Consider the following 25943-nt stretch of genomic DNA (forward strand, 5'->3'; position numbering starts at 1 on the left):
GAGCATGTGGGGACAACCAACCTTGGCTTGACTACCCCAACCTCGGTCGGGTCGCTCCGACGAGCTCGATCCGGCTCCACACGTCGCCCTCACACGAGCCCTCGGCTTCGATCCAGGCGCGGCAGAGCTCACAGTCGGTATAGATCTCGAAGTGCGCGGGCAGCCGGAAGCGCTCCCGGTCGGACGCCGGTATGGCACATTCCTCGTCGACGTGTTGCCGAGGCGGTGAACGCATCCCCTGCACCCATTCGAACAGGCCGCAGGGACCATCCTTTCCCTGCCAGCCGTCGACCGTAGTTCCACACATGGGGCAAGCGAGCTGCGGCACCGGCGTATACCAGTCGAACATCCCCATGATGAAAACCTGTCAATGAGGTCGGTTAGCCCAACGGCGCGGCGGTGCGCTGCCGCGCCGCAGGCGGGGTCGGTACCAGCGCCTCCTCGGTCGCGCCTTTCGTGGCATCTTGAACGGTTCGCGACCTGGACGCCACGCGGCTCCGCCTCGTCGCGCCGCTTGTTCGCGTCGCGGATCCGTCGGTGGGGTTCGGGCACTCGGGTATTCCCAGGGTGTCGTCCTCCGCGAGCAGCGCCGCCACGTCGTCCAGGATGTCCGCATGGCCGGGCAGCGCCTTGCGCAGCCGCGCGGTCTGCTGGGGCTTGAGCCGCGGCGGGAGCATCACGCCCAGCATGTCGGCCACCGAGGGCCAACCGACCGGCGCAGCGGGGCCCGGCGTCGCCCCCGGCGCCGATCCGTGCCAGGATGCGGCCGGGTCGTCGCATGGGAAACCACCTGGAGCGGGTCGTCGGGGTGCTCAACGGCGTCCTCGGCGACTACCTGAAGCGGACCAGCAACGGCCTCGCGACCGCGATGCAGCTCGTCCGCGACAGGCACCCCGTGCCGGTTGCCAGGGCATTTCCCGCGGCCGTCTCTGCCCAGACCACGCCCCGCGTCGTCGTGCTCGTGCACGGGCTGATGAGCACCGAGGAGGTCTGGACGATGCCGGACGGCGAGACCTACGGATCGCTGCTTGCGCGCGACCTCGGCTACACGCCGTTTCATGTGCGGTACAACAGCGGCCTTCGTGTCTCCGAGAACGGCGAGGCCCTCGATGTCCTCCTCGAACAGCTCGTCTGCGCCTACCCTGTTGCGGTGGAGGAGCTGGCCCTCATCGGCCACAGCATGGGCGGCCTCGTCGCGCGCAGCGCCGCGCACGCGGCGAGCGACAAGGATCGACGGTGGCTACCCCTCGTCAAGCGGGCCTTCTATCTCGGAACACCGCACCTCGGCGCCCCGCTGGAGCGCTTTGGCAACGTGGTCACGTGGGCGCTCGCGAGCATCGACAATCCGTACACGAAGCTCATCGCCGACATCGTCAACCTCCGCAGCGGCGGGATGAAAGACCTGGCGTATGCCAATCTACGCCGCGAGGACTGGGAGGGCGCCAGCGCGAACGCCCTGCTCCAGAATCGCCGCCATCCCGTGCCCCTGCTCCCCCACATTCGCCATCATCTCATCGCCGGCGCGCTCACGGCCGACCCGAGGCTCTCCCTCCTGTTCGGGGACGCGATGGTCTCGCTGCGGAGCGCCACGGGGCGGGCGGTCGCCGAGGACCGGTGCTCGCCCTTCCCTCAGGAGCACGCGCGGATCATGCCGTCGCTCGGGCACCTGCGCCTGGCTCACGACCCGGACGTCTACGCGCAGATCCGCGCGTGGTGCGAGGAGGCGGTGTGATGGACCGGTGGCGCGGCCTGAAGGACCTCGTGCAGGACGCGGTCGACCACGGCTCCCGGCGGGTGGAGCGCATCCAGAAGGACGCGGCGAAGCTGCCCTTCGACCTGCTGGAGCAGATCCCCCCGATCAAGGCGCCCGTGAGGGGGATCCGGCTCATCCACGATACGACGCTGTCCGGCGTCCACGGGGCGATCCGTCTCGTCAACCGCGCCGTGGGGGGCGCGGTGGATGTGGTCCTCTTTCTCGTGGAGCAGAAGGCACGGCCGGGGGAGGCGCCGGCCGGCAGCGCGGGCGCCACGCCGGACGCGCCCTCCGGGAGCTCGGACGACAAGGTGATTTGAGCCCGGCGGCTCGGAGACTTCAAGCCCGGCGGGTGTTCGCCGCGCCGCCCGCCTGTGCTGGGCGAGAGTTCGCCGCGCCGCCCGCCTGTGCGGAGCGAGAGTTTGCCGCGCCGCCCGCCTGTGCTGGGCGAGAGTTCGCCGCGCCGCCCGCCTGTGCTGGGCGAGAGTTCGCCGCGCCGCCTGCCTGTGCTGGGCGAGAGTTCGCGGCGCCGCCCGCCGGTGCTCCCTGAGCGTTCCGGCGTGCGCGGTCTCGCGGGCTGCTCGGTAGAATCACCACCTCGACCTTGCGAGGCGGGGACGATACGCCCCGCATGCTCCGCCCCTGCGCCTCACGGCGGCGGCGCTCGTCGTGGTTGGCATCGCTGATGAGCTCCAGGACCGAGTCGGTATCGACCCGCCTCGAAGACGCCTGGAAACGGCCGCTCAGCCGTGTCTCGGGCGTGAGCTGGCTGCACGCGTAGAGCTCCCACATCTCCTGCGCGTAAGGGCGGGGCTGCCGGTTGGGAGCGAACCGAGAGAGGAAGCGCTGGAGGTTGTCGACGTCGCGCAGCAGCAGCTTTCGCGCGTTCTGATTGCTGGAAGCGTCCACTGCCTGCGGGAAATCGATGACGACCGGCCCGTCCGCCCCCATCAGCACGTTGAAGTCGGACAGATCGCCGTGCACGACCCCGGCGCTCAGCATCCGGACCGCTTCTGCCAGCAATCGGTCGAAGACCCTCACCGCCTCGTCGGGGTTCAGTCTCACCTCGGCGAGCCGCGGGGCCGGGCTGCCGTCGGCGTCGGCGATGAGCTCCATGATCAGCACACCGTCGATGAAATGGTGAGGTATCGGGACGCGCACCCCCGCGCTGTGCAGGCGGAAGATCATGTCCACCTCGGTCGATCTCCAGGCGGCTTCGTCCTGCGCACGACCATGGCGCGAGCGCTTGTTGATCGCGCGCTGATCGCGGCTGTTGCGCACCTTGCGCCCCTCCGTGTACTCCGCCCGGTTCTTGAAGGTCCGGTCCTGCGCCTCTTTGTAGACCTTGGCCACCCGAAGCTCGCCGCCGGAGCGCACCAGGAAGACCTCCGCTTCCTTGCCGCTCATCAGCGGGCGCACGACCTCCTCGATGAACCCTTCGTCGGCCAGAGACATCAGGCTGCTGGGAATTCGCATCTCGTTCTTGCTTCTCCGCCGGGGATCGTTCTCCGCCTTCTAGCCACACGATCTGGGGCGCCGCAACTGGATTGGTCCTCCCCGCTTCCGCGGACACCCCGGACGACACCAGGGAGCAGGAATGGGACGGTGAAGGAGGAGGGCGTTCACGCCTGAGTCGAAGGCGGAGGTGTCACGGCTGGCGAAGGTGGGCGACCGGAGCATCGGCCAGGTGGCGACGGACCTCGACCTGACCGAGACGGCGCTGCGCGGCTGGATCAGGCGCACGGAGGGGATAAGACGAACAAGGGCGATCGCGGGGAGCAGGGGCAACAGCTGCGAAGTTGCCGAAGCGTGCATATAAGGATTTCGCTGTGCCCGAAGCGCCGGAACGCCGCGGGGCCGGTAGAGTGGACGCAGGCCCGCCTCCGGCGACCGCCTGCGCGCCGGCATCCTCGTCCCTGGGCTCCGGCATCGTGAGCCAGGCGCCCGACCTCGGGCGGCGCTGGAGCAGGCCCTCGCCCCGGCCGCAACCGCGCTCTCGTGGTAGGGTCGGCCATGAGCACCGGCGTGCTGTCGCATCACCTGGATCCTGCCCGCAACGCACCGGAGGTCGAGGCAGCATTCGCGGCGGTGCCGCCCGAGCAGGTGGCAGAGATCCTCGACGGGGAGCTCTTCACCTTTCCGCGGCCCGGCCGCCCTCACACGCGCAGCGCGTCGCGCCTGACGATGAAGCTCGGCAGCGCCTTCGACCTCGGCGATGGAGGGCCCGGCGGCTGGGTGCTCCTGGATGAGCCGGAGCTCCACCTTGGGCCGCGGCCTGACAAGGTGGTGCCCGATCTCGCAGGGTGGAAGCGGGAGCGCATGCCGGACGCCCTCGGAGACGAGGACACGCCGGCGCACTACGACGTCCCTCCGGACTGGATGTGCGAGGTGATCTCGCCGCGTACAGAGCGCGTCGACCGGGGGAAGAAGATGCGGATTTACCGGCGCGAAGGTGTCGGGCACGTGTGGCTGCTCAGCCCCTTGCTGCGTACGCTCGAGGTGTACCGGCTCGAGGGCGGACGGTGGGTGCTTCTCGAGACCTACGAGGAGGACGCCAAGGTGAGGGCCGAGCCGTTCGATGCGGTGGAGCTCGATCTGGCGGCCATCTGGACCAGATGACCGATCGCGGGCCGGTCACGAAGCGCGCTCCACCGGTCGGAGCTGGGCTACCGTGATCGCCATGAACCTCGCCGGAATCGCCCACATCCAGCTGTCGGTCACGGACTTCCCGCGCAGCCGCGCCTTCTACCGCGCGCTGTGCGAGCACTTCGAGATGCAGTGCCAGTACGACGATCCGGGCAGCGAGAGCGAACGGCCCACGCTCTATTACATCGGCGGCAAGACCGGCCTGTTGATCCGCCCCGTGAACCCGGAGCACGCCGGCGCCCGCTTTCACCAGTACAAGCCCGGGCTGCACCACCTGTGCTTCCGCGCCCGCAGCCGCGAGGATATCGACGCATTCCACGCGTTCTTCGAGAGCACGCTGGCCGCGCTCGGCGGCAAGCTCGTGCAGGCGCCGCAGGACGGTGCGTGGGCGGCAGGCTACTACTCGATCGTGTTCGAGGATCCGGACGGCATCCGGCTCGAGATCAACCACGTCCCTGGCAAGGGCAACCTGTCCGAGGGCGTCGAGCTTCCGCTGCCCGCGCGCGTCCCGGGGGGCGTGCCCGAGCAAGCGTGAGGGATGCTGATGCTCCGCCCCACGGGCACCTCCACGTCCGCTCAGCCGGGGATGGAGCCCCCTCTGCGCTCCCTGGTCCGCAGCGCGTAATCGATGCCGCTGCGCAGCGTGGCCTCTGTCACGAGGCCCTGCCAATCCACGCCGAGGTCGATGAGCATCCGCGCGATGGCCGGCTGAATGCCCGTGAGCACGACCCTCGCCCCGAGCAGCCCCACCGCGCGAGCGGCTTGCATGAGCACCCCCGCCACCTGGGCGTCGACCGATCTCACCCCCGTGATGTCGATGATGGCGATGGTCGCCTGGTGCGCGCCGACCCCGGAGAGCAAGGTCTCGATGATCCGGCTCGCCCGCTCGGGATCGAGCGTGCCGATGAGCGGCATGACGAGCACCCCGTCGGCGATCGGCAAGAGCGGCGTCGCGAGCTCCCGGATGATCGCCTGTTGCGCCGCGATGACCGCCAGCTGCGCCTCCTGGCGTTCGGCCTCCGCCCGCTTGATGGCCGTGATATCGATGGCCGCGCCCCCGACCGTCCCCTCCGGGATGCCAGGACCCCGGACGGGAAACTTGACGGAGTGGAACAGCCTTATCCCTTCTGTCGGGTGAGGGACGCTCTCCTCGAACACCGTCGCGACGCCGGTGTTCCTCACCGCGTCGTCCGCGGCCTTCACCTGAGCGACGATGTCGTCCGGGAGCATGTCGTGGTCGCGCATGCCAGCGCCGCTCCCCGGCTCCATGCCCATGAACCGTTCGAATTGAGCGTTGAGCACGACATACCTGCTGTCCGAATCCTTGGCGAACATCATGGCAGGCATGTACTCGAGGAACGCGTGGAACAGCGCTTCGCTCTTCTGCAGCTCCACCTCACGGCGCGCTCTCTCGGTGACATCCTCGGCCGAGACGAGGATCTGATGCGGCGCCCCATCGTCGCCGCGCGTGAGGACCACACAGCGCAGGGCAAAGGAGCGCTCGACGTCTCCAGCGCACCGCGCGCGCAGCGCGCGTTCGAGGGGCTGGCCGTCCAGTGAAGCCGTGAGCTGCCGCACATGACCCGCTGACGCATCGAGGTCCTCGGGGTGGATGCGAGAGATGAGGGTCTCCCAGGCGCGCTCTGGCGTCTCCTGGTCGCTGATCCCGAGCGCCCGGACGAAGGCGCGATTGCGGGCGACGATCCGCCTGTCCCTGAGATCGAGGACACAGAGGATGGTCGGCGCCAGATCAAATATCTGCTCGACCAGCGTGCCTTCCGGCCCCTTTGCCCGCGCGGCCATCGAGCCGTTCGAGGTAGGCGTATCCGTCATAGTGTCCGTGCCCTCCTCGTTGACGCCTAGCGGATTTCTTCGCCTCTGTGGTGCGAGAATTCGGTGCCGCACGGCGGAACAGGCGGGCGAACGAGCGCATGGCCAGCTGGGCAGAGCGCGTGGAGCGGTGCCGATCGATGTGGGCAGTGCTTCACCGCAGCAGCGATTCCGCGTCTCGAGGCCGCCCGGCGGCTCATCCAGGGGGCGTGCCCGCTCAGCGGGGCGGCCCGGGGTCCGCCGCGGCGCGCTTCGCGCGGAGCTCCGCGAGCGTCCACTGCGCCACGCCGCGCGCCCCCTCGATCGTGAAATGCACGCCGTCGGGCCGGATCGCCCCGTCCTCGTACATGCGCCGGCACTCGCCCCCGGGGCAGATGTTCTCCTGGAGGTCGAGGAGCGCGACGTCGGGCAGCGTCGCCACGACCTTCCGGATCGAGCGGTTGATGCACGTCACCTGCTCGCGGACGTCCTTCGTCTCCCAGTCGCCGAGCGCGTAGGGGACGGTCGCCATCCAGACGCGCCCGTGCGGGTTCCGGAGCTTGTCGAGGTTCGTGACGAGGTTCGTCTCGAAGCGCTCGTGCCACGCCGGCTTGCACGCCTTCGTCCACTCGTCGTTCACCGTGATGCCGTGCATGAAGGCGCCGCCGAGGTAGAGGACCGCGGCGTCGGGCTTCGCCTGCGCGAGCAGCGCGGGCCACTCGGTCATGCCGCAGAGGTCCGCCATGATGGTGCAGCCGTCCCGCCCGTGGAGGTCCACCGCGAGCCCGCGCTCCTGCAGGCCGCGGAGCGCCCAGCCGAGCGTGTTCGCTGTCGAGTCGCCGACGACGACGACGCGGAACGTGACGTCGTCCTTCACGACCGCGGTGACGAGCGCGTCGATCATCGCGGAGCCCTTCGGCGCCTCGCCGTCCTGCGCGTGGGTCGCGCGGACGGCGATGAGCAGGCCGAGCGTGACGCCGGCCGGCACCGCCCAGAACGAGCGCCCCTTCGGCAGCCCGCGCTCGCGGATCGGCTTCTCGAGGAAGCGGTAGGAGACGAGCGCGACCGCGAAGGTTACCGCGAAGCGGAGCGCGGTGAGGGCGGGGCCGTGCAGGCGATCGCTCGACACGAACACGTGCACCGGCCAGTGCCAGAGGTAGACGCCGTAGCTGATGGTGCCGACCCACGCGAGCGGGCGCCACGCGAGCGCGCGCGCGACCAGGCTCCGCGAGCCCTGCACCGCGCACGCGATGAGGACGAGGGCCCCGAGCTCCGTGAGCCAGAACCCGCCGTGGTAAAGGAGCCACGACTGGCCGTCGAACACGGACCACGCGATCGCGAGGCCGATCCCCGAGGCCACGCCGGCGCCGTCGAGGAGGCGCACCGCGCCCGCGGAGAGCTGGGCGCGCGGCGTGAGCACCGTCGCGAGCGCGGCGCCGAGGAGGATGCCGGAGGCGCGCGTGTCCGTGCCCATGTACACGCGCGTCGTGCTCTCCGGCGCGAAGAGGGCGAGCATCGCGATCGCGGAGAGCGCGGCCAGCGCCAGCGTGAGGACGAGCACGCCGCGGCGCGACCACCGCGAGAGCACGAAGACGATGACGAGCGGCCAGACGACGTAGAACTGCTCCTCGATCGCCAGGCTCCACGTGTGCTCGAGCGGCGAGCGCGACGTGAAGATCTCCCAGTAGCTCTTGTGCGCGTAGATGGCGCGCCAGTTCGCGACGTAGCCGAGCGTCGCGAGCACGTCGGCGCGGAGGCCGGCGAGCGCGCTCGGCGGTCCGAAGAGGCGCCCGTGGAGCACGACCACCGGGACGAGCGCGAGGAGCGCCGGGAGGAGCCGGCGCGCGCGGCGGATCCAGAAGTCCTTGAGCGAGATCGCGCCGCGCGCCTCGTGCTCCGCGAGGAGGAGCGACGTGATGAGGTAGCCCGAGAGGACGAAGAAGAGATCGACGCCGAGGAAGCCGCCGCGCAGCATCCCGTTCGCGTGGAAGAAGAGGACGCCGAGCAGGGCGAGCCCGCGCAGCCCGTCGAGCGCGGGCAGGTGAGGGAAGAGCGGGCGGCGGGCGGGCGTGTCCACGAGAGGAGGGCGAGACTATCAAAACGCCCGGGCGGCGCCTCCCCTGCCGCGCGCTCGCGTCGCGCGGATCGCGCCGTGGTCGAGGTTACTCGTCAGTAATGATCGCCCTTCTTCGTGACGCCGAAGGGGATGAGCTGCGACGGTTGACCGTTGATCGTCGTCCCCCCGGCCTGGATCATGTGCGCCAGATTGAGGAACTCGGCCGGGAAGTTCAGCTTCGGAGCGGTGAGCGCGTCGAGCGCCGCCGTCTGCTCCGGCGTGAGCTTCACCTCGAGCGCCCTCACGTTGTCGTCGAGCTGCGCCAGCGTGCGCGCCCCGATGATCGTGGACGACACCGCCGGGCGCGCCTGCACCCAGCTGAGGGCGACGCGCGCGACGGTGGTCTCGAGCTGCTTGGCGATCCGCTCGAGCTCGTCGATCACCGCGTAGCTCCTCTCGTCGAGGTAGCCCGCGGCCCACTGCCGCCCTTCCGGCTTGACGGTCGCGGCGTTCCTCCGCGTGTACTTGCCGCTCAGGATCCCGCTCCGCAGGGGGGACCACGGCGTCACCCCCAGCCCGAGCTCCTGGGCCATGGGGATCAGCTCCCCCTCGACCGTCCGCTCGAGGAGCGAATACTCGATCTGCAGCCCGATGAACGGCGCCCATCCGCGGAACTGAGCGATCAGCTGCCCTTGAGTCACCTTCCACGCAGGGGTGTCGGACACGCCGATATAACGGACCTTCCCCGACTGGACGAGATCGTGGAGCGCCGCCATGGTCTCCTCGATCGGCGTGAACTTGTCCCAGTTGTGCAGCCAGTAGAGATCGATGTAGTCGGTGCGCAGCCGGCGGAGCGACTGCTCGCAGGCGGCGAGGATCGATTTACGGTTCGAGCCGCCGCCGTTGGGATCACCGACGTACAGGTTTCCGCTGAACTTCGTGGCGATCACCAGCCGGTCGCGCTTCTGCCGGTCGTGGCTAAGGTGGTCCCCGATGATCTTCTCCGAGTGTCCTTTGGTGTAGAGGTTCGCCGTATCGATGAAGTTCCCCCCGAGCTCGATGAAGCGATCGAGGATGGCTTCGGAGTCCTTGACGCTGCTCCCCCAGCCCAGGTCTTCGCCGAACGTCATGGCGCCGAGGCAAAAGGGGCTCACCCGCAGACCTGAGCGACCGAGCGTGACATAATGATCGAGCGGCATCGCATCACCTCCGGAACTTGTTCCGTTTCGAACAGTTCAATGTTGAACTAGTAATGCCGCACCGATCCATCGTCAAGCGCGAGCAGAGAGAACATGGACAAGCTTTCGCCCTGGGAGCTCTGGACGCTGAACTTCGAGTTCAGCATGGCGGTCATGGCCGAGGTGGAGCCAGAGGTGCGCGCGCTGGGGCTCGAGATGAAGGAGTTCTTCCTCCTCGGCAAGCTCGACGACCACCCTCACCCTGCCGAGCTCGCGCGCGCGCTGATCACGCCCAAGCCGTCGATCACCTTCATGGTGAAGCGGATGGAGGCGGCCGGCTTCGTCCAGCGCGAGACGGAGGCGGGCGATCTGCGGCGCTTTCGGCTGACGCTCACCCGCTCGGGGCGCAAGGCGATGGAGGCGGCGCGGGCGATCCTCGACGACGCCTTCGGGCGAAGGCTCGCGCGCATCTCGGCAGGCGAGCGCGCCGAGCTGGCGCGGCTCCTCACGCGGCTGACGGGGGAGCGCGCCCGCCCGCGCTGACGGCCGCCCTCGCGCTCACTCGTAGTCGCGCCGCAGCTCTTCGTAGAACGCGTCGCTCATGAGGTAGTCTGCCCACCACTGCTCGACCGGCGTCACGCCCCGGCGCTGCTGGAAGAGCACCAGATCGTCCAGCTCGCCGTCGTACCAGCCCCACAGAAACCGGGCCCGCAGCACGTCCACGTTTCGCCCGCGGAGCTCGGCCACCGCGTCCTCGAGCGACTCGTCGTCGAACTCGTCGACCAGCGCCTCCGCCTCGTCGATGATCTCGCCGAGGTAGGCGAGCCCCTTCTTGGTGAGCTCGAACCGCGCCTTGCGGCGGTTGACCTCGACGAGGTCCGCGTTCACGAGCTCCTGCAGGACGTCCTCCAGCGGGCTCAGCTCGGACGGCAGCACGAGCGGCATCTCCATGCCTCCGTCGGCGGGCTTCAGGTCCATCTTCTTCAGCACGTAGATGCCGGCATAGACCAGCTTCTGCTCGCGCGACACGATCGGCTGCTGTCTGCGTCCTTCGAACATCGCCTCACTCCGCGGTGCGCCAGGCCTCCGCCTCGAGGCGGATGTGCCGGCGACCGTCTGCGTCGGTGTCGAGCCACGCGTCGACGTCGCCGTCGGCGTAGTACACGGGGGTGTGCCCCGCCGCCTCCGGCCGCCGGATGCGCGCGGCGTGGGGGTTGCACATGGCGAGCACGATGGCGCGCTCGCCCGAGAGCGCGGCCGGCAGCCAGCGCTCGAGGAACGCCGACAGGAGCACGGTCACCGAGTAGTCCTTGGCGACCTCCTCGACGAAGAACTCGAGCTCCACGTCATCGGGCAGCACCTCCGGCTCGTCCGCGGCGTGCACCGCCACGACGAGCGCGTCGGTCACCCGGAGCGGCCCGCGACCCGCGCGGCCATCCAGCCAGAGCGCGTCCACCCGGCACCAGCCGAACTGCGTGGACTCCACGTCCGGCTCGTCGCGGTGCTGTTCGAGGTTCAGCAGCTCCAGCGCGGGACGGCAGCGGAACGGGAGCTCGGAGATGCTTTGCAGGGGCTGCATCGCGGCGGCCGGCGCGCGCCGCTACGCGACCAGGCGCTCGGGCCTGCGGCCTCGCTCGCTGCGGCGGACGCCGAAGCGCGAGCCGGCGCCGGACTTGCCGCTGCCGAAGCGGCTGCCGCCGGCGTTGTTGTAGCGCCGCCCGGTCTGCGACGACTTGCTGCTGTCGACGCTGGACGGGTTCGAGGCGCGGTACGCGTCGCGCTGGGATCGCAGATCGGGCGCGCGGCCGGGCGGCGTGGTGTACGGCTGCGTGTACACAGGCACGTAATTCGGGCGCAGCGCCGACGACACCATGGCGCCGAGGAGCATGCCCGACGCCAGGCTCATCACCGGCGAGTGGTAGTACCCGTAGGGGCCGAACCCGGACGTCTGGATCTGCGCGGCGCCTTCGCCCGAGACGTCACGGCGGATCGAGAACACCTTCTCGGGGTCCTGCACGCCGCCGTCGCTGTTCTTGTCGAAGAACCCGGTGACGACCTGCGTCTTGGCGTCCAGGTCCTGTACGGCGACGCTGATGACCTCGCTCCCCTGGTAAATCTCGTTGACGCGCCGCTCGAAGTCCTCGGGCCCCTCGGCCGCCTTGAAGGCTTCGTTGACCTTGTCGAAGTCGAGCTCGACGGTGGTGTTCTCGGTGGTCGCCCAGCGCTCCCTGGACCGCCCGCCGCTGCCGCTGGAATCGCAGCCGGCGGTCGCGATGGCGAGGGCTGTCATGAGCACGACGGGCAGGGTGGTCTTCGTCATCATCTGGAGGGATCTGTCTGGTGCTGTTGGAGGATTCTGTCAAGCAGGCGCCGAGCCCAGCACCGGGAGCCCGCAGGCGCCGGGAGAGAACCTGCGCACGAGGGGGCGCCGCGCAAGATCCGCGAGATCATGGAGGGCGCGGCAAGATCATGGAGGGCGCGACGCGTCAGGGCGCGCGCCACGGCGCGCGCCGGCGGGAGCGGCCCCCGGGCCCGCCGGGCGGCGGCAGCTCGGCCGGGCGCAGCCGCTCGGGCAGGGGTCGGGTCGCGAAGCGCGGGGTACTCAGGTCGCCTTCGGCTTGTGGGTGGCGAAGAAGAGGCCCGGCAAGACGAGCGCCGCGCCGAGCCAATGGTAGGGGGCAAACGCCTCGCCGAGGAGCAGCCACGCCAGCACGGCGGTATAGACCGGCGACAGGTAGAGCAGCAGGCCAGTGCGGCTGGGGCCGAGATGCTCGGTGATATAGCTGTACGTGGCATAGGCGCCGACGCCCGGCACCAGGACCAGGGTCACCACGGTGGCGATGGTGCGCAGGTCGAAATGCGGCGCGCCGCGGCTGGCCAGCTCCCAGCCGAGCGGCGGCAAAAGGAGGATCGCCCCGGCCAGCGCGATCGCGGTGAGCCGCGCCCGGACCCCCAGCGGATCGGGCCATCGCTTCAGCAGCACCGTGTAAAGCGCCCAGGAGATCGCGGCGCCGAGGATCATCAGGTCACCGGTGCTGAAGCGGAGCGCCAGCAGCGCCGCCGGGTCGCCGCGCAGCACGATGACCAGCACGCCGGTCAGCGCCAGCGCGGCGCCCAGGCCCTGGCGCCGGCTGAGCCGCTCTCCGAACATGGCCCGTGACAGCAGGATGATGATCACCGGCGAGACGGCGTAAATCAGGCCGATATTGGTGGCCGTGGTGGTGGCGGCGCCGTAATAGACGCCGGCGCCGCAGATGCCCATGCCCAGCAGGCCGAGCAGGGCATATCGGGCCCAGTCGCGCCGGAGCGCGGCGCGGTTGCGCCACAATTCACGGCCACAGAAGGGGAGCAGCACCAGCGCGACGCCCATCCATCGAAGCTCCGCCAGCGCCACGGGCGGGATGAAATCGGCCGTGGCGCGGGCCAGCAGCATGTTGGCGGTGAACAGCGCCGGGGTGACGAACAGCAGGACGTGGGCGATGCGCTGCTGGCGGGACTCGGCGAAGCCGAGAGAGCTGGAAGCCATTGGCGCCGACAGTAGGGAAGCGCCGCTACCCTGGCCAGGGCTCGTCGTCCCGCTACGCCCCCCAGCGCTCTATCCCAACCCGCCTCGCGGCCTCCGCCGCTGTCGGCCAATACACCTCTTCGCGCGGGATCTCGATCTGCCCGGCACCCCGGCCGCGCAGCACCTCCCTCTGCTCCGCCACGAGCGCCGAGATGTCCTCCACGCCCACCGTCCACTCCTCGGCGAACCGCCGCAGCGTAGCGCCCCGCAGACCGAGCTGGATCGCCCTCCGCTCGACCGGCGCGCCCGACGGATGGTGGTCCGGATCCCACTGGAGCCGCACGTCCGAGCGCTGGAGATCGCTCTTCCACGCCTCCTCGCTCGGGTAGAGCTCGGGCACGAAGCCCGACGGCACCGCGGCCGCCAGGATCGCGTCGAACCCCGCGCGCTGGATCCGGATGGCCAGCACCGCCTCCTGGTCGGGCTTCGTGCCCCAGCCCGAGCGGAACATCATCCAGAGGAAGTTCGGCTTGATCCAGCTCATGCGGCCAAAGCTGAACTCCGGCCCTCCGAGCCGCTGGTGCAGGGCCGCGTGGCGCGCGATCGACGGACGGTACGCCTGATAGACCACGATGGTCTCGGCGTCGAACTGCGCGAGGATGTGGCGTCCTGCCGAGGGCCAGCGGGCGGCCTGCGCAGCATACGACTCGAGCTCCAGCTTCTTCATCACGCCTGCATCACTCCCTCCTCGTGCTCTCCTCGACCCACCCTGCCTCGTCCGAGCTCCCGTGTCACCGCGGCGCTCCTCTTCCTCCTCACTTCCTCCTGGGCCCTCCGGCGCCTGCGCGCCGACCCCATCCGCTGTCAGGCGCAGTTTGTGCCGGCATGTGCCAGGTGGTATCCGCCGTATCTGCCCGTAATTGCTTATGAAATGTCACGGCATGTCGAGTGCTTCTCCTGAGGCCATCGATCCGAACGACAGACGGACACGGAGACTCACATGCGATCATTCTACAGGGGTTGTACGCTTGTTTCTCTGCTTGCGCTCGGCGCCAGCTTCGCCGCCTGCTCGCGCGGAAGCGGATCGGGCGGGCCCGCGGAGACGGGCCTGGCACAGAGCGCCCTCACGCCCGCGACGAGCTGCGACGATGTCGAGGCGCTGCTCCGCGAACGGCTGAAGCAGAACATGATCAAGTCGGTCGACGTGGCGCGGAAGTCCGCCCTGCAGCAGCTCGAGGAGGGGTGCTACTGGTCCGGCGCGGACGGCGGGGTCGTCGCATCCGCCTCCTCCGGCTCCTCCTCCTCCACGGGAGGGCCCGTCTCGCCGCCGGCCGAGGAGGCAGGAGGGGACGACGGGGCTGCCACGGAGTATTCGACGACCAACACGCAGGAAGCCGACGTCGACGAGGCCGACTTCATCAAGAACGACGGAGAGCACGTCTACATCCTGGCCCACGGGCAATTCCAGATCTTCGACGCGTGGCCCGCCGCCGACACGCACCGCGTCGCGTCGGTCGCGATCGAGGGGGATCCGAAGAAGCTCTTCGTCCACGAGAAGCGGGCCCTCGTGTACTCGTCGCTGTCCCCGTCCTCGTCGCCTGACGGCGAGCTCCCTTATTACGGGGGTGAGTGCACGTACGGATATGATTGCGAGTTCACGGGCGACGGCACGCCGCTCCTGGTCACCGAGCTCGACATCAGCGATCTCACGGCGCCGGCCGTCGTGCGGACGCTGAAGTTCTCCGGATCGTTCCTCAACGCCCGGCGCATCGGGAGCGCTGTGCACACGGTCGTGGCCTCCCCCGAGCCGGTGGTGGAGGGACTCTCTACCTGGCCAGAGGGCATCGATGTCTGCACCCTGTCCGAGCAGGGGGTCAACCCGTCCACGGTGGCCGCCGTGAACAGCGCGTACGACAAGCTCGTGGAGAAGAACCTCGCCGTGATCGACGCGGCCCCGCTCGACATCCAGCTGCCCACCGTGGAGGACACGCTGTACCGGGACGGCGTGGCCTCGACGAGCAGCCACGCCCCGTTCGCGAGCTGCGAGAACTTCTACCTGTCGAACACGGGCGACGGGCAGAGCTTCCTCTCGGTCGTCTCGACCGAGCTCGGCACCGAGGCGCTCGGCCAGACGACGATCGTGGGCAGGCCCGGCGCCGTCTACGCGACCGCGGACTCGCTCTACGTGGCGAGCCGGCACCAGTATGGAGAGACGTACGGCTGGTTCTACGACGACGGCGAGACGACGCCCGACGCGACGACCGTCCACAAGTTCGCGCTGAGCGAGCGCGCGGCGCCGAGCGCTTACCTGGGGAGCGGCGTCGTGAAGGGGCGCGTGCTCAACCAGTTCGCCCTCAGCGAGCACGAGGGGTATCTCCGCATCGCGACCACCACCGGGCACCTCCCCGACCCGGACACGCACAACACCGTCGCGTCGCTGAAGCAGGAGGGCGGCGCGCTCGTGGTCAAGGGGATGGTGGACCAGCTCGCGCCCGGCGAGGACATCCGATCCGCCCGCTTCTACGGCGACGTCGGGTTCGTCGTGACCTTCAAGAAGACCGACCCGCTCTACACCATCGACTTCTCGGATCCCGAGGCGCCGAGGGTGCGCGGCGAGCTGAAGATCCCCGGCTTCTCGACCTACATGCACATGATCGACGAGGGGCACGTCATGAGCATCGGCTACGACGCCGACGACCAGGGTGACTTCGCGTGGTTCCAGGGGATCCTGCTCCAGATCTTCGACGTGACGGACCTCGACGCGCCGACGCTCACGCACAAGGAGGTGATCGGGACGCGCGGCTCCGCGAGCGACGCCGCGACCAACCACCTCGCGTTCAACTACTTCCCCCAGCGGGGGCTGCTCGGGATCCCCATGGTCATCTGCGAGGGCGGGAGCGGCGGCGACTTCGGCGACACGATGACGTTCAGCGGGCTGCTCGTCTACAAGGTGGATACCGGCGCGGGCTTCACGTCCGTCGGGGGCGTGCCCCACCCGCTGCCGGACGCGAGCGCGGGCGGGAACGGCCCGAGCTGCGGGAACTGGTGGAGCAACGCGACGTCGTTCGTGAAGCGGAGCGTCTTCATGGAGGATTACGTCTACTCCGTCTCCGAGGACGAGATCCGGGTCGCCAACATCAGCGATCTCGCGACGCCGGAAGCCGTCGTCCCGCTCGTCCCCTGAGCGAGATCGAACGTACGCCGCGCCGAGCCGAGCGACGGGGATGAGCCCGTGGCGCACGAAGATGCGCCCCGCTATAGAGCTCCGGCATGGAAGCGCTGGACCTCCCCGCCGAGCAGCTGGCCTCGGCGGTCGGCGCGCGGCCCTTGCTGCTGCTCGCGCTGCTCTTGATCGGAACGGTGGGGGTGCTCCTCGGGCTCGTCGCCGTCGCGCGCTTCTCCGACCGCCACGCGCGGGCGCTGTGGGCGTGGGCCGTCCGGGCCTACGCCGCGGCGGCCGCGCACCCGGCCACGCAGCGCCTCGCGGCCCGGTTCCCCGCGGTCGCGAGGGTGCTGCGCGAGCTCTCTGCGGCCGAGTACCTCGTGATCCACCTCGGCCTCGGGCTGGTGCTCAGCATGGCCGCGCTCGTGTTCGTCGCGCTCGCGGAGGGGGTGCGCGAGGGCGAGCCGATCGTGGACGTCGATCTCGCGCTCGCGCGCGCGCTCCACGCGTCGTCGAGCCGCGCCGGGGTGGAGGCGCTCCGCGCGTTCACCCTCCTCGGCAGCTTCTGGGCGCTCGCGCTGCTCGCGGTCGTCGTGGCCGCGGCGCTGCTGAGGCGGGGCCGGCGCGTCCTCGCGGTCGGGTGGCTCTTCGCCCTCGCCGGCGGCGGGCTCCTCAACTCCGCGCTCAAGGCCCTGTTCGCCCGGCCGCGGCCGACGTTCGCCGATCCGCTCGCGGTGGCCGCGGGGTGGAGCTTCCCGAGCGGGCACTCGATGGGCACGTTCGTCGCCTTTGGCATGCTCTCGTACCTGGGCCTCCTGCTCCTCCGGACGCTGCGTGCTCGCCTCGTGCTCGTCGCGCTCGCGCTCGGCTGGACGGTGGCGATGGGCTTCAGCCGCATGTACCTCGGCGTGCACTACCTGAGCGACGTGCTCGCGGGGTTCGCCGCAGGCACCGTGTGGCTGGCCGTCTGCATCTCGGGGCTCGAGGTCGCGCGGCGCAGGCCGGGTCGGATCGACGGGCAGCCGCTGCCTTCCTGAGACGGCCAGTCGCGTCCGCCCCGAGGTGGGCCGTCGCAGGCGGCCGAGCGGCGGCTGGCCCGCGTAAACCTGCGCCGCCGCCCTGATCCGCAGCGCGCCCGGCGATGTCAAGAGCGAACTCCGGCCGTGTTCGATTCGACATCAAGCTGCGAGCTCGTCGGCAGAAGCCGAGTTAAGTCACGGTGGAAATAGACATTACTATCGAAATTGCGCCGAGACCAAGGCGCAGGACCGAGGTGGACGCCTGGGCGCAGAACCAAGGCGCAGAACCACAGCGGCGACTGGCGACGAGCGCGAACGAAGCGCGAATGAAGCGCGAACGAAGCGCGAATGAAGCGCGAATGAAGACCCGCGCCGAGCACAGCAGCGCCGCCAATTTCGCCTGGAGCCGGGGTGCACTTTTACGATAAAGTGTGTCTAGCGCCGTTTGCTCGGGAAGAGCGCAACGTGCGTTATCGAGGTGGCCGTGGGTTTAAGGACTTCTTATCTGGCTTTGGCGGTGGGATTGCTTCAGATCACGGTCGCTTGCGGCGGGGGCGGCGCGACCACGAGCGATGCGACCGGCTCCGGGAGCGGCGCGAACTCCGGCGGCGGTCCGCCTGGCGTCGGCGGCGCCGGCGGAACCGGCGGTGTGCCCGAGTTCACGGTGGGCAGCGGCATCGGCCTCGGCGGCAACGGCGGCGGCGAGCCGGACCCGTGCGACGTCGCCGATCCGCCCCCCGAGTGCTTCCTGCCTCCCGACCCCGCCTGCGGAGACGCGGCGCTGAACCAGCCGTCCGAGGACTGCGACGACGGCAATACGCTGCCGGGCGACGGCTGTTCTGGGCAGTGCCAGGTCGAGCCTTACTGGGAGTGTCCGACGGCCGGTCGGCCTTGCGAGCTGACCATCGCGTGCGGCGACGGCGTCGTCGACCCCGGCGAGTTCTGCGACGACGGCAACAACGTCGATGGCGACGGCTGCAGCGCCGACTGTTACTACGTCGACCCCTCGTACGTGTGCCCGAAGCCGGGCGAGCCGTGCATCCTGCTCTACGACTGCGGCGACGGCCGCGTGAACGGCTCGGAGGAGTGCGAGGATGGCGACGACCCGCCTGCGTCCGGCGACGGCTGCAGCGCGGACTGCAAGCGCGAGGCGGGGTTCCAGTGCAGCCGGCCCGGTCTGCCGTGTACGCGGCTGCCGGTCTGCGGCAACGGCGCCAAGGAGACAGGCGAGGGGTGCGACGACGGCAACACCGCGAGCGGCGACGGCTGCTCGAGCCTGTGCCGGCAGGAGCCCTATTACAACTGCCCGACCCCCGGATCGCCCTGCGTGCGGCTGATCGAGTGCGGCGACGGCAAGGTGCAGCCGGGCGAGCTCTGCGATGACGGCAACGCCGCGGACGGCGACGGCTGCTCCGCCGACTGCCAGGTGAAGGACCCGGCGTACGTGTGCCTCGAGCCAGGCGAGCCGTGCATCCCGCTCTACCTGTGCGGCGACGGCCGCGTGAGCGGCAACGAGCAGTGCGACGACGGCGACGACCCGCCGGCGAGCGGCGACGGCTGCTCCGCGGACTGCCGGCTCGAGGAGGGCTGGGTCTGCAGGCCCGGCCAGGCCTGCACCGTGAGGACCTATTGCGGCGACGGCGCTGTGCAGCTCGGCGAGCAGTGCGACGACGGCGGCGGGGAAAACCCTGTCGGCGGCGACGGCTGCACGGCGCAGTGCAAGATCGAGGTCGGCTGGACGTGCCCGCCGGCGGGCGGGCGCTGCACCCCGCCGCCGCCGCCCGTGTGCGGCGACGGCAAGATCGGCGGCACCGAGGTGTGCGACGACGGGAAGCAGCCCCCGGCGAGCGGCGACGGCTGCAGCGCCGATTGCCAGACGATCGAGGAGGGCTGGGACTGCTCGCGCGTCGGGTTCCCCTGCAAGACCATCTGCGGCGACGGGCGCAAGCGCGGCGCCGAGCAGTGCGACGACGGCAACACCGCGAGCGGCGACGGCTGCGACGAGACCTGCCGGATCGAGCCGGGTAGCGTCTGCGACAACGGAGAGCCCCAGGACTGCACGGGCTTCTCCGTCTGCGGCAACAACATTCGCGAGGGCACCGAGGCCTGTGACGACGGCAACGGCAACTGGCGCGACGGCTGCACGCCGGACTGCAAGGGGGAGCCGGACTGCAGCCGCGGCGCGTGCATCTCGAAGTGCGGCGACGGCATGCTCCTGCCCGGCGACGCCACCGAGGCGTGCGACGACGGCAACACCGTGAGCGGCGACGGATGCTCCGCCACGTGCACGATCGAGCCGGGCTACACCTGCGCCGTTCAGCCGAGCGAGATGCGGCTGCCGATGGTCATCCGCGACTTCATCGGCTGGTGCCCGACCTCGTACGACCGCACCGTCAGCAACAGCGCGTGCGACAACAACCTGAACGACACCCTCGTCGGGCACTTCGATTTCGAGATCGATCCCAGCGGCAATCAGATCGACCAAATGGTCCAGCCGACGCTCGACGCCGCCGGCAAGCCCGTCAGCAGGTTCGGCCCCGGCTTCGTCACGCCGAGCGACGCGAACGGCTGGACCACGGGGCAGAACAACTTCCAGTGGTGGTACCGGGACAACACGACGTACAACCGGACGCTCGTCACCTCCATCGAGCTGACCCCGCAGGCCGGCAGGTACGTGTACCAGCGGAGCCCGTTCTGGCCCGTGGACCCCACCCCGCCGAACGGCGATCCCGTGCTCAACAACCTGGTCTCCGCCGGGCTGGAGAAGGCGCAGCAGAGCAACCCCTCGCACAACTACTACTTCACGAGCGAGGTCCGGTACTGGTTCCAGTTCACGCCGAACGGCGCCGCGGCCGATCCGGTGCTCACCTTCTTCGGCGATGACGACGTCTGGGTGTTCATCAAGAACACGCTGACCGCGGACATCGGCGGCATCCACGGGCAGCTCCAGGAGAGCGTGACCATCCTGGACAACGGCGACGCCCGCGTGACCCCCTGCACCCAGAACACGTGCCCTGCGGGCGCCCGCACGCCCTACGACGTCGACCTGAACCTCGAGCCGGGCAAGGTCTACGAGATCGCGGTGTTCCAGGCCGAGCGCCACGTCACCGGGTCGAACTACCAGCTCACGCTGTCGGGCTTCAGCGCCGGCACGTCGGTGTGCACGCCGCAGTGCGGGGTCGACCCGCCTGTCGTGACGCCGGGCGAGGAGTGCGACGACGGCACCGAGAACGGGACGGGCTACGGCGAGTGCAACAACTGCCAGCTCGGGCCGTACTGCGGCGACGGCCAGAGGAACGGCCCGGAGACCTGCGACAACGGGCTCAACAACAGCGCGTACGCCAACGCCTCGAACGCCTGCGCGCCGGGGTGCGTGGCGCCGCCCCGGTGCGGCGACGGCGCGGTCAACGCGCCGTACGAGGCGTGCGACCTCGGCTCCGGCAACACGGCGAACGGCTACGGCGGCTGCACGCGCGAGTGCGAGATCGGGCCGTACTGCGGCGACGGCGTGACGAACGGCCCCGAGCAGTGCGACAACGGCAGCAACGACGGCTTCTACGGCACGTGCAACCCGAACTGCACGCCCGCCCCGCGGTGCGGCGACAGCAACGTCGACGAGGAGTGGGGTGAGGAGTGCGACGACCCGGCCGACCCGAACTGCGTGGGCTGCCAGCTCGGGGCGCTCTGCGGCGACACGGTGGTGCAGGCGAGCTACGGCGAGGAGTGCGACGACGGCGTCAACGACGGCGGCTACGGCGAGTGCGCGCCGATGTGCCTCTACGGCCCGCGCTGCGGCGACGGCGTGGTGCAGCCCGACGAGGAGGACTGCGACCTCGGCGAGGCCGACAACAACGGCGCTTACAACGGGTGCACGCAGCACTGCGCGTACGGGCCGTACTGCGGCGACGCGGCCGTCAACGGCGCTGAGACCTGCGACGACGGCGTGAACGACGGCTTCTACGGCAGCTGCTTCCCCGATTGCACGCCGGCGGCCAAGTGCGGCGACAGCAACGTCGACGAGGACTGGGGTGAGCAGTGCGATCCCCCGAACGAGGCGACCGGCTGCAGCGAGAACTGCCGCCTCGGCGCCCAGTGCGGCGACTCGGTGGTGCAGGCCAACCTCGGCGAGAAGTGCGACGACGGCGTGAACGACGGCGGCTACGGCGAGTGCGGCCCCAGCTGCCTGTACGGCCCGCGCTGCGGCGACGGCGTGGTCAACGGCCCCGAGCAGTGCGACGACGGGGACGGCAACAACACCGGCGGCTACGGCAAGTGCGCGCCGGGGTGCATCTACGGGCCGTACTGCGGCGACGGCGTCCGGCAGAGCCTGTACGAGGAGTGCGACGACGCAAACAACACGAGCGGCGACGGCTGCAGCTCGGCCTGCAAGAACGACGGCCAACCCCAGTAGTAGAGACGGCCACCCGCGGCGGATCCGGGCCCACCTCGGCGTTTTCGGTGCTCAGCGTACAGGAGTACGCTTCCGCGCCGAAAACGCCGATCTGGGCCCGTCTCCTGTGCGGGTGGCCGTCGGCGTCGCCCGGCCGAGGGGGCGCGAGAGGCGGGAGAACAGCCTTGGATGGGCTCACCGGGGGGCGCGAACGCTCACGAGCGCGGCGCGTCGGGGGGGCGCGGGCGCACCGTGGTGTCGCCCAGCGGCTTCTCCAGGAGAGGGGGGCCCGCAATGGGAAGCCAGATCTCGAAGACAGCGCCACCCTTCTTGGCCTTGCGGTAGGTGATCTCTCCGCCGTGCTCGAACACGATCCGCTGCGCGATCGCGAGGCCTAGACCCGTCCCCTTCTCCTTGCTGGTCGCGTAGGGCTCGAACAGGCGCGGCACCATTTCCTCGGCCACGCCTGGGCCGTTGTCGCGCACCACGATCCGCACACGGTCGTTCGGCAGCGGGCCGATCGTCACCGAGACGCGGGGGTCGCGCCGGACGGCGCTCGCGGCGTCCAGGCCGTTCTGGACCAGGTTCGTGAGCACCTGGATCAGCTGATCGCGATCGGCCGAGACCTGCGGGATCGGATCCGCCACGAGCTCCACGCGCGGCGACGGCGCGCCGGAGGTGGCGCCGGTGCTAGAGGTCGAGCCCGCGCCAGAGGTCGCCTCGCCCGACGCCGGGGCGGCGTGCAGCGTGATCACGCCGCGCGCGACCGCGACGAGATCGATGGGCGTGAGGTTCGGGGGCGGCAGGCGCGCGAACTGGGTGAACTCGGTCACGATGTTCGCGATGCGGTGCACCTCGTTCAGGACCGTCGACGTCGCCTCCGCGAAGTAGTCGTCGAACGCCGGGTCGTCGCGCTGCCGGAGCCGGCGCAGCGTCTCCACCGCCGCACGGATGGGCGCCAGCGGGTTCTTGATCTCATGGGCAATCTGGCGCGCGACCTCGCGCCGCGCGGCGATGCGCTCGGTCGCGGCCAGGCGCTTTCGCATCGCCGCGAGCTCGTCGATGGTGGCGTTGAACGCCGCCGCGAGATCCGCGATCTCCCGCCCCCCACGCCCCTCCACACGCCGCGGCGCGCCGCTCATCACCTCGCGCGTCTCGCGGGCCAGCGCCACGAGCGGACGCGACAGGCTGCGCGCCAGCACGACGGCCATCGCGACGGCGATCGCCAGCACCGTGGCGCCCGTCAGCGCGATCGCGCGATCGAGCCGGGCCAGCGCCTGCCTCAGCGGATCGCGCGGCACAGACGCGACAACGTCAAGGCCCGGGATCTCGGCGAAATGGAGGACGCGCACGACCTCCGCCTCGCTGCTCCGAGGGGCGAGCTCCCCCTCCCGCGCCGCCGTGAGGCGCACATGGTACGCCTCGCCGATCCGCGCGAGGACCGGGCCGATCCGCCGCGCCCCCACGAGGCCGATGGTCACCCCGTGGCGCGACAGGGCGCAGTGGACCTCCAGCGACGGCTCGCCGCCCGCCTTCGCTGGGCGGAGCCGCGGCGCGCCCCCGGGGGCCTGGATCAGCTCGGCGAGCCGCTTGTCGCGCGCGCCGATGCGCGCGGCGTCCTCGGCCCCCAGGACGCTCCCGTCGCCCGCCACGAGCGACAGCTCGTCGAGGCGCAGCGCCTTCGCCTGGCTCGGGACCAGCCGCCCGAGGGCGATGCGGCTCCCCGTGTCCATCGCGTCCGGGTCGCCCTTGGCGCGCTCGAGCTCGACGTGGGCCTTGTCGACGAACGTGTCGTGCCGGCAGAGCGGCGGGAGGAGGTCGCGCAGCGCGTCGGCCTCCCACGCGAGCTGCTGCCGGACGCCTGCATGCGCCGCGTCGATCCGCTCGGCGAAGCCGCCCTCGATGATCTCGCGCGACGCCTCGCGGAGGGTCAGCCCGACGAACGCCGTCGCGATGATCGCGACGAGCCCGAAGGCGAGCAGGAGGCGAGCGGCGAGGGACATGGCGGGACGGCCACGCCCGCCCGGCCGCGCCGCCGCCGGTACGGCCGGGCGGCCGCCGCGGTCCGCGGCGGTGTTCAGGGTCGGTGCGGTCGAACCTAAAGGAATCGGCGCCGGCGCCGAGCCCCCGCGGCGGGCTCCTGCTCCGCCGCAACCTCCGTGCATACGCCATCGGGTCGAGATCGTCCAAGTTCATCGCGTTTCCCCCAGCCGCGCGGGCCCGCCCCCTGCGCCTCTGCCCAGGAGATCTCGGTTCACGGCTCGCCTGCCCTCGGCAGCTTGCCGGCGCTTGCCGCGCCTCTGCCGCGCGCTCTCCTTGCACCGGGGGGCACTCGCCTCTTACGCTCGGTCGTCCTTCGGGGTCGCCCTCGGCGCGCCGGCCAACGCGCGCGCCGCAGCTCGACCGCGCTGGAACGCACGAAATGAACTCCAAGCAGCTCTCCATCCCCATCGCCGCCATCCTGGCGCTCATCGGCTTCGGGCTGAGTTTCGCGTCGAAGTGGCTGGCGGAGTTCTCGGGCCAGCTGTTCATGGTCTTCGGCTTCGCCGCGGCGGTGGCGGTGCTGTACGCGAGCCTCGGGGCCAAGGGCGGCGTCCCCCTGGGAGGCCTGCGCGACGCGCTCCGCGGCGCCGCCCGAGGCAAGCGGCCCAAGCTCCCCGAGGGCGCCCCCGCCGACGTCGCCGAGACCTACGAGCAGATCGCCGAGATCGCCGGCCGCCAGCTCGAGCTCGCGGAGGAGCGCCACGCGCTCGCCGAGGAGCGCGACAAGCTCGCGAGGGAGCGCGACGGCTTGAGCCGGGAGCGCGACGGCATCGCGAAGGAGCGCGACACCGTCGAGCGGGAGCGGGACACCCTGAGCCGGGAGCGCGACGGGCTCGCGAAGGAGCGCGACACCCTCGAGCGGGAGTGCTCGACGCTCACCCGCAAGGTGAACGAGCTCGCGCAGCGCGGCCCCGACATCGACGTCGACGCGCTCGTGGACGCCGTGCTCCGCGCCACCGCCGGCGAGCGGGTGCGCGTCCCGACGGGCGCGCCGTCCGAGCTCTCGCGCCTCTACGCGGAGCTCAGCGGCATCGCGGAGCGGATCACCCAGGCGGAGCTGCGCGACAAGCAGCGCCGCTCGGAGCTGGCGCAGGCCACGGGGCTCCTCGACGAGCTGCTGCCCAAGCTCAGCGACGGCGTGAGCAGCGTCATGCACGCGAGCGAGCAGGCGACCGTGTACATCCGCGAGATGACGACCGCCCTCGCCAACATCGCGCAGTCGGTCGAGTCGCTCGCGTCGAGCGCCGAGGAGTCGAGCTCGAGCATCCTCGAGATGACGGCCACGAACGAGGAGGTCGCCGAGAACGTCGGCGAGCTCGGGTCGAGCGTGCGCGAGACGGTCTCCTCGATCGAGGAGATGGCCTACTCCATCCGCGAGGTCGCGAAGAACGTCGACGCCCTGGCGCTGACGGCCGAGGAGACGAGCTCCTCGATGAACCAGATGGACGTCTCGATCGACCAGGTCCAGTCGAACGCGAACGAGACGGCCCGGCTCTCGGAGGAGGTGGCGACCGACGCCGAGAAGGGCGCCGAGGCGATCCTGAAGACGATCGGCGAGATCTACCGCATCAAGGAGTCGAGCCAGGAGGCCGTGGCGGTCATCTCGAACCTCGGCTTCCGCATCGAGGCGATCGGGCAGATCCTCGCCGTCATCGACGACGTCGCCGAGCAGACGAACCTCCTCGCGCTGAACGCCGCGATCATCGCCGCCCAGGCCGGCGAGCACGGCAAGGGCTTCGCCGTCGTCGCCGACGAGATCAAGGACCTCGCCGAGCGCGCCGGCGGCAGCACGAAGGAGATCGCCGAGCTCATCAAGACCATCCAGTCCGAGTCGAAGAACGCGATCGCCGCCGTCGAGCGCGGCGCCCACAACGTCGACCGCGGCGTCGAGGTCTCGAACGAGGCCGAGCGGGCCCTCAAGAAGATCCTCGAGAGCTCGCAGAAGTCGACCAACATGGTGCGCGCCATCGCCCGCGCCACGGTCGAGCAGGCCAAGGGGTCGAAGCAGGTCACGGACGCGATCGGGCGCATCGCCGAGACGGTGCAGCAGATCGCCGCCGCCACGGCGGAGCAGGCGCGCGGCTCGGAGCTCATCATGAAGAGCGCCGAGAAGATGCGGACCATCACGCAGCACGTGGAGCGGTCGAGCCAGGAGCAGGCGCGCGGCGGTCGCCAGATCACGAGCGCGATCGAGCAGATCTCGCACGGGGTCAACAGCCTCAACGCCTCGCACCGCAGCCAGACGCGCGGCGGCGAGCAGCTCGTCGAGGCCGGCAAGCGCATCGAGGAGGCGGCGCGGCAGCAGGACCAGGCGGTGCGCCAGCTCCTCAGCGCCACCGAGCGGATGCGTCGTACGGCGGCGATTTGAGGCCGAGCCGCCC

General features: G+C 70.4%; 20 protein-coding genes and 2 pseudogenes. 10 read left to right on the top strand and 12 right to left on the bottom strand.

From position 1 onward, the window contains the following. Nucleotides 1–31: 31 nt before the first annotated feature. Both WME95_RS49045 and WME95_RS49050 read right to left on the bottom strand, forming a co-directional pair. A complete protein-coding gene (locus WME95_RS49045; RefSeq protein WP_437906055.1) occupies nt 32–355 on the bottom strand; it encodes a hypothetical protein in 324 nt (107 codons plus the stop codon). A gap of 25 nt (nt 356–380) precedes the next feature. Then, complete coding sequence (locus WME95_RS49050; protein WP_437906056.1) at nt 381–698, bottom strand: hypothetical protein; 318 nt, start codon at nt 696–698, stop codon at nt 381–383. 80 nt (nt 699–778) lie between these two features. Here WME95_RS49050 and WME95_RS49055 point away from each other — a divergent pair, with 80 nt between their 5' ends. Further along, on the top strand, nt 779–1732 hold the full coding sequence (locus tag WME95_RS49055; protein ID WP_437906057.1) for an esterase/lipase family protein: 954 nt from the start codon (nt 779–781) through the stop codon (nt 1730–1732). Next, nucleotides 1732–2073, top strand: coding sequence for a hypothetical protein (locus tag WME95_RS49060; protein ID WP_437547826.1), 342 nt, complete (start codon nt 1732–1734; stop codon nt 2071–2073). Before WME95_RS49055 ends, WME95_RS49060 begins: the two co-directional genes overlap by 1 nt. A 286-nt stretch (nt 2074–2359) precedes the next feature. Here the strand turns inward: WME95_RS49060 and WME95_RS49065 are convergent. Then, nucleotides 2360–3229: pseudogene (locus tag WME95_RS49065) on the bottom strand (PA4780 family RIO1-like protein kinase); the annotation flags it as partial. A 145-nt stretch (nt 3230–3374) separates the two neighbouring features. On the opposite strand from WME95_RS49065, the pseudogene WME95_RS49070 reads away from it, so the two are divergent. The 3 genes and pseudogenes from WME95_RS49070 to WME95_RS49080 form a co-directional block, all read left to right on the top strand. After that, a pseudogene (locus WME95_RS49070) lies at nt 3375–3572 on the top strand (hypothetical protein); the annotation flags it as partial. A 194-nt stretch (nt 3573–3766) separates the two neighbouring features. Then, nucleotides 3767–4372, top strand: a complete 606-nt coding sequence (locus WME95_RS49075) for a Uma2 family endonuclease (protein WP_437906058.1) — start codon at nt 3767–3769, stop codon at nt 4370–4372. Nucleotides 4373–4433: 61 nt separating this feature from the next. Further along, entirely contained in the window at nt 4434–4934 is a 501-nt protein-coding gene (locus WME95_RS49080) for a VOC family protein (protein ID WP_437906059.1), read from the top strand. A gap of 41 nt (nt 4935–4975) precedes the next feature. Here WME95_RS49080 and WME95_RS49085 read toward each other — a convergent pair whose 3' ends face one another. The 3 genes from WME95_RS49085 to WME95_RS49095 all read right to left on the bottom strand — a co-directional run bounded on the left by WME95_RS49085 (nt 4976) and on the right by WME95_RS49095 (nt 9463). Beyond that, nucleotides 4976–6232: a PAS domain-containing protein gene (locus WME95_RS49085; RefSeq protein ID WP_437906060.1), complete on the bottom strand. Its 1257-nt coding sequence runs from the start codon at nt 6230–6232 to the stop codon at nt 4976–4978. A gap of 214 nt (nt 6233–6446) precedes the next feature. Continuing rightward, nucleotides 6447–8285 (bottom strand): DUF459 domain-containing protein, encoded by a 1839-nt coding sequence (locus WME95_RS49090; protein ID WP_437906061.1) that lies wholly within the window; start codon nt 8283–8285, stop codon nt 6447–6449. Nucleotides 8286–8377: 92 nt separating this feature from the next. Further along, the gene (locus WME95_RS49095) at nt 8378–9463 is read right to left on the bottom strand and encodes an aldo/keto reductase (protein WP_437906063.1); all 1086 of its coding nucleotides are present in this window, start codon (nt 9461–9463) and stop codon (nt 8378–8380) included. 93 nt (nt 9464–9556) lie between these two features. Between WME95_RS49095 and WME95_RS49100 the strand changes: the two genes are divergently transcribed. After that, nucleotides 9557–9985 (top strand): MarR family winged helix-turn-helix transcriptional regulator, encoded by a 429-nt coding sequence (locus tag WME95_RS49100; RefSeq protein WP_437547837.1) that lies wholly within the window; start codon nt 9557–9559, stop codon nt 9983–9985. Nucleotides 9986–10000: 15 nt separating this feature from the next. Here the strand turns inward: WME95_RS49100 and WME95_RS49105 are convergent, their stop codons facing one another. The 5 genes from WME95_RS49105 to WME95_RS49125 form a co-directional block, all read right to left on the bottom strand. Next, the gene (locus WME95_RS49105) at nt 10001–10501 is read right to left on the bottom strand and encodes a hypothetical protein (RefSeq protein ID WP_437906064.1); all 501 of its coding nucleotides are present in this window, start codon (nt 10499–10501) and stop codon (nt 10001–10003) included. A gap of 4 nt (nt 10502–10505) precedes the next feature. Next, a complete protein-coding gene (locus WME95_RS49110) occupies nt 10506–11021 on the bottom strand; it encodes a hypothetical protein (RefSeq protein ID WP_437906065.1) in 516 nt (171 codons plus the stop codon). Between the two features lie 21 nt (nt 11022–11042). Next, a complete protein-coding gene (locus tag WME95_RS49115; protein WP_437906066.1) occupies nt 11043–11765 on the bottom strand; it encodes a hypothetical protein in 723 nt (240 codons plus the stop codon). A gap of 279 nt (nt 11766–12044) precedes the next feature. Continuing rightward, the gene (locus WME95_RS49120) at nt 12045–12968 is read right to left on the bottom strand and encodes a DMT family transporter (protein WP_437906067.1); all 924 of its coding nucleotides are present in this window, start codon (nt 12966–12968) and stop codon (nt 12045–12047) included. Between the two features lie 52 nt (nt 12969–13020). Then, nucleotides 13021–13674, bottom strand: coding sequence for a DUF4291 domain-containing protein (locus WME95_RS49125; RefSeq protein ID WP_437906068.1), 654 nt, complete (start codon nt 13672–13674; stop codon nt 13021–13023). 273 nt (nt 13675–13947) lie between these two features. Here WME95_RS49125 and WME95_RS49130 point away from each other — a divergent pair, with 273 nt between their 5' ends. The 3 genes from WME95_RS49130 (at nt 13948) to WME95_RS49140 (ending at nt 21540) form a co-directional block, all read left to right on the top strand. Further along, complete coding sequence (locus WME95_RS49130; protein ID WP_437906069.1) at nt 13948–16131, top strand: beta-propeller domain-containing protein; 2184 nt, start codon at nt 13948–13950, stop codon at nt 16129–16131. 86 nt (nt 16132–16217) lie between these two features. After that, nucleotides 16218–17147 carry a phosphatase PAP2 family protein gene (locus tag WME95_RS49135; protein WP_437906070.1) on the top strand — a complete coding sequence of 310 codons (930 nt, stop codon included), beginning with the start codon at nt 16218–16220 and terminating at the stop codon, nt 17145–17147. 505 nt (nt 17148–17652) lie between these two features. Continuing rightward, nucleotides 17653–21540 carry a DUF4215 domain-containing protein gene (locus WME95_RS49140; RefSeq protein WP_437911114.1) on the top strand — a complete coding sequence of 1296 codons (3888 nt, stop codon included), beginning with the start codon at nt 17653–17655 and terminating at the stop codon, nt 21538–21540. Between the two features lie 194 nt (nt 21541–21734). On the opposite strand, the gene WME95_RS49145 is transcribed toward WME95_RS49140, so the two are convergent. Continuing rightward, nucleotides 21735–23522, bottom strand: a complete 1788-nt coding sequence (locus WME95_RS49145; protein ID WP_437906071.1) for an ATP-binding protein — start codon at nt 23520–23522, stop codon at nt 21735–21737. A gap of 419 nt (nt 23523–23941) precedes the next feature. Here WME95_RS49145 and WME95_RS49150 point away from each other — a divergent pair, with 419 nt between their 5' ends. Further along, nucleotides 23942–25930: a methyl-accepting chemotaxis protein gene (locus WME95_RS49150; protein WP_437906072.1), complete on the top strand. Its 1989-nt coding sequence runs from the start codon at nt 23942–23944 to the stop codon at nt 25928–25930. The last annotated feature ends 13 nt before the right edge of the window (nt 25931–25943 follow it).

The organism is Sorangium sp. So ce327, from assembly GCF_051530205.1.
Lineage (GTDB): Bacteria > Myxococcota_A > Polyangia > Polyangiales > Polyangiaceae > Sorangium > Sorangium cellulosum_B.

Excerpts from the sequence above, each read along its gene's own strand:
- WME95_RS49130 (WP_437906069.1), top strand. The coding sequence starts at position 13,948 with ATGCGATCATTCTACAGGGGTTGTACGCTTGTTTCTCTGCTTGCGCTC.
- WME95_RS49120 (WP_437906067.1), bottom strand. The coding sequence starts at position 12,968 with ATGGCTTCCAGCTCTCTCGGCTTCGCCGAGTCCCGCCAGCAGCGCATC.
- WME95_RS49045 (WP_437906055.1), bottom strand. The coding sequence starts at position 355 with ATGGGGATGTTCGACTGGTATACGCCGGTGCCGCAGCTCGCTTGCCCC.
- WME95_RS49055 (WP_437906057.1), top strand. The coding sequence starts at position 779 with ATGGGAAACCACCTGGAGCGGGTCGTCGGGGTGCTCAACGGCGTCCTC.
- WME95_RS49125 (WP_437906068.1), bottom strand. The coding sequence starts at position 13,674 with ATGAAGAAGCTGGAGCTCGAGTCGTATGCTGCGCAGGCCGCCCGCTGG.
- WME95_RS49100 (WP_437547837.1), top strand. The coding sequence starts at position 9,557 with ATGGACAAGCTTTCGCCCTGGGAGCTCTGGACGCTGAACTTCGAGTTC.
- WME95_RS49150 (WP_437906072.1), top strand. The coding sequence starts at position 23,942 with ATGAACTCCAAGCAGCTCTCCATCCCCATCGCCGCCATCCTGGCGCTC.
- WME95_RS49060 (WP_437547826.1), top strand. The coding sequence starts at position 1,732 with ATGGACCGGTGGCGCGGCCTGAAGGACCTCGTGCAGGACGCGGTCGAC.
- WME95_RS49110 (WP_437906065.1), bottom strand. The coding sequence starts at position 11,021 with ATGCAGCCCCTGCAAAGCATCTCCGAGCTCCCGTTCCGCTGCCGTCCC.
- WME95_RS49135 (WP_437906070.1), top strand. The coding sequence starts at position 16,218 with ATGGAAGCGCTGGACCTCCCCGCCGAGCAGCTGGCCTCGGCGGTCGGC.
- WME95_RS49075 (WP_437906058.1), top strand. The coding sequence starts at position 3,767 with ATGAGCACCGGCGTGCTGTCGCATCACCTGGATCCTGCCCGCAACGCA.
- WME95_RS49095 (WP_437906063.1), bottom strand. The coding sequence starts at position 9,463 with ATGCCGCTCGATCATTATGTCACGCTCGGTCGCTCAGGTCTGCGGGTG.
- WME95_RS49080 (WP_437906059.1), top strand. The coding sequence starts at position 4,434 with ATGAACCTCGCCGGAATCGCCCACATCCAGCTGTCGGTCACGGACTTC.
- WME95_RS49105 (WP_437906064.1), bottom strand. The coding sequence starts at position 10,501 with ATGTTCGAAGGACGCAGACAGCAGCCGATCGTGTCGCGCGAGCAGAAG.
- WME95_RS49085 (WP_437906060.1), bottom strand. The coding sequence starts at position 6,232 with ATGACGGATACGCCTACCTCGAACGGCTCGATGGCCGCGCGGGCAAAG.
- WME95_RS49145 (WP_437906071.1), bottom strand. The coding sequence starts at position 23,522 with ATGTCCCTCGCCGCTCGCCTCCTGCTCGCCTTCGGGCTCGTCGCGATC.
- WME95_RS49115 (WP_437906066.1), bottom strand. The coding sequence starts at position 11,765 with ATGATGACGAAGACCACCCTGCCCGTCGTGCTCATGACAGCCCTCGCC.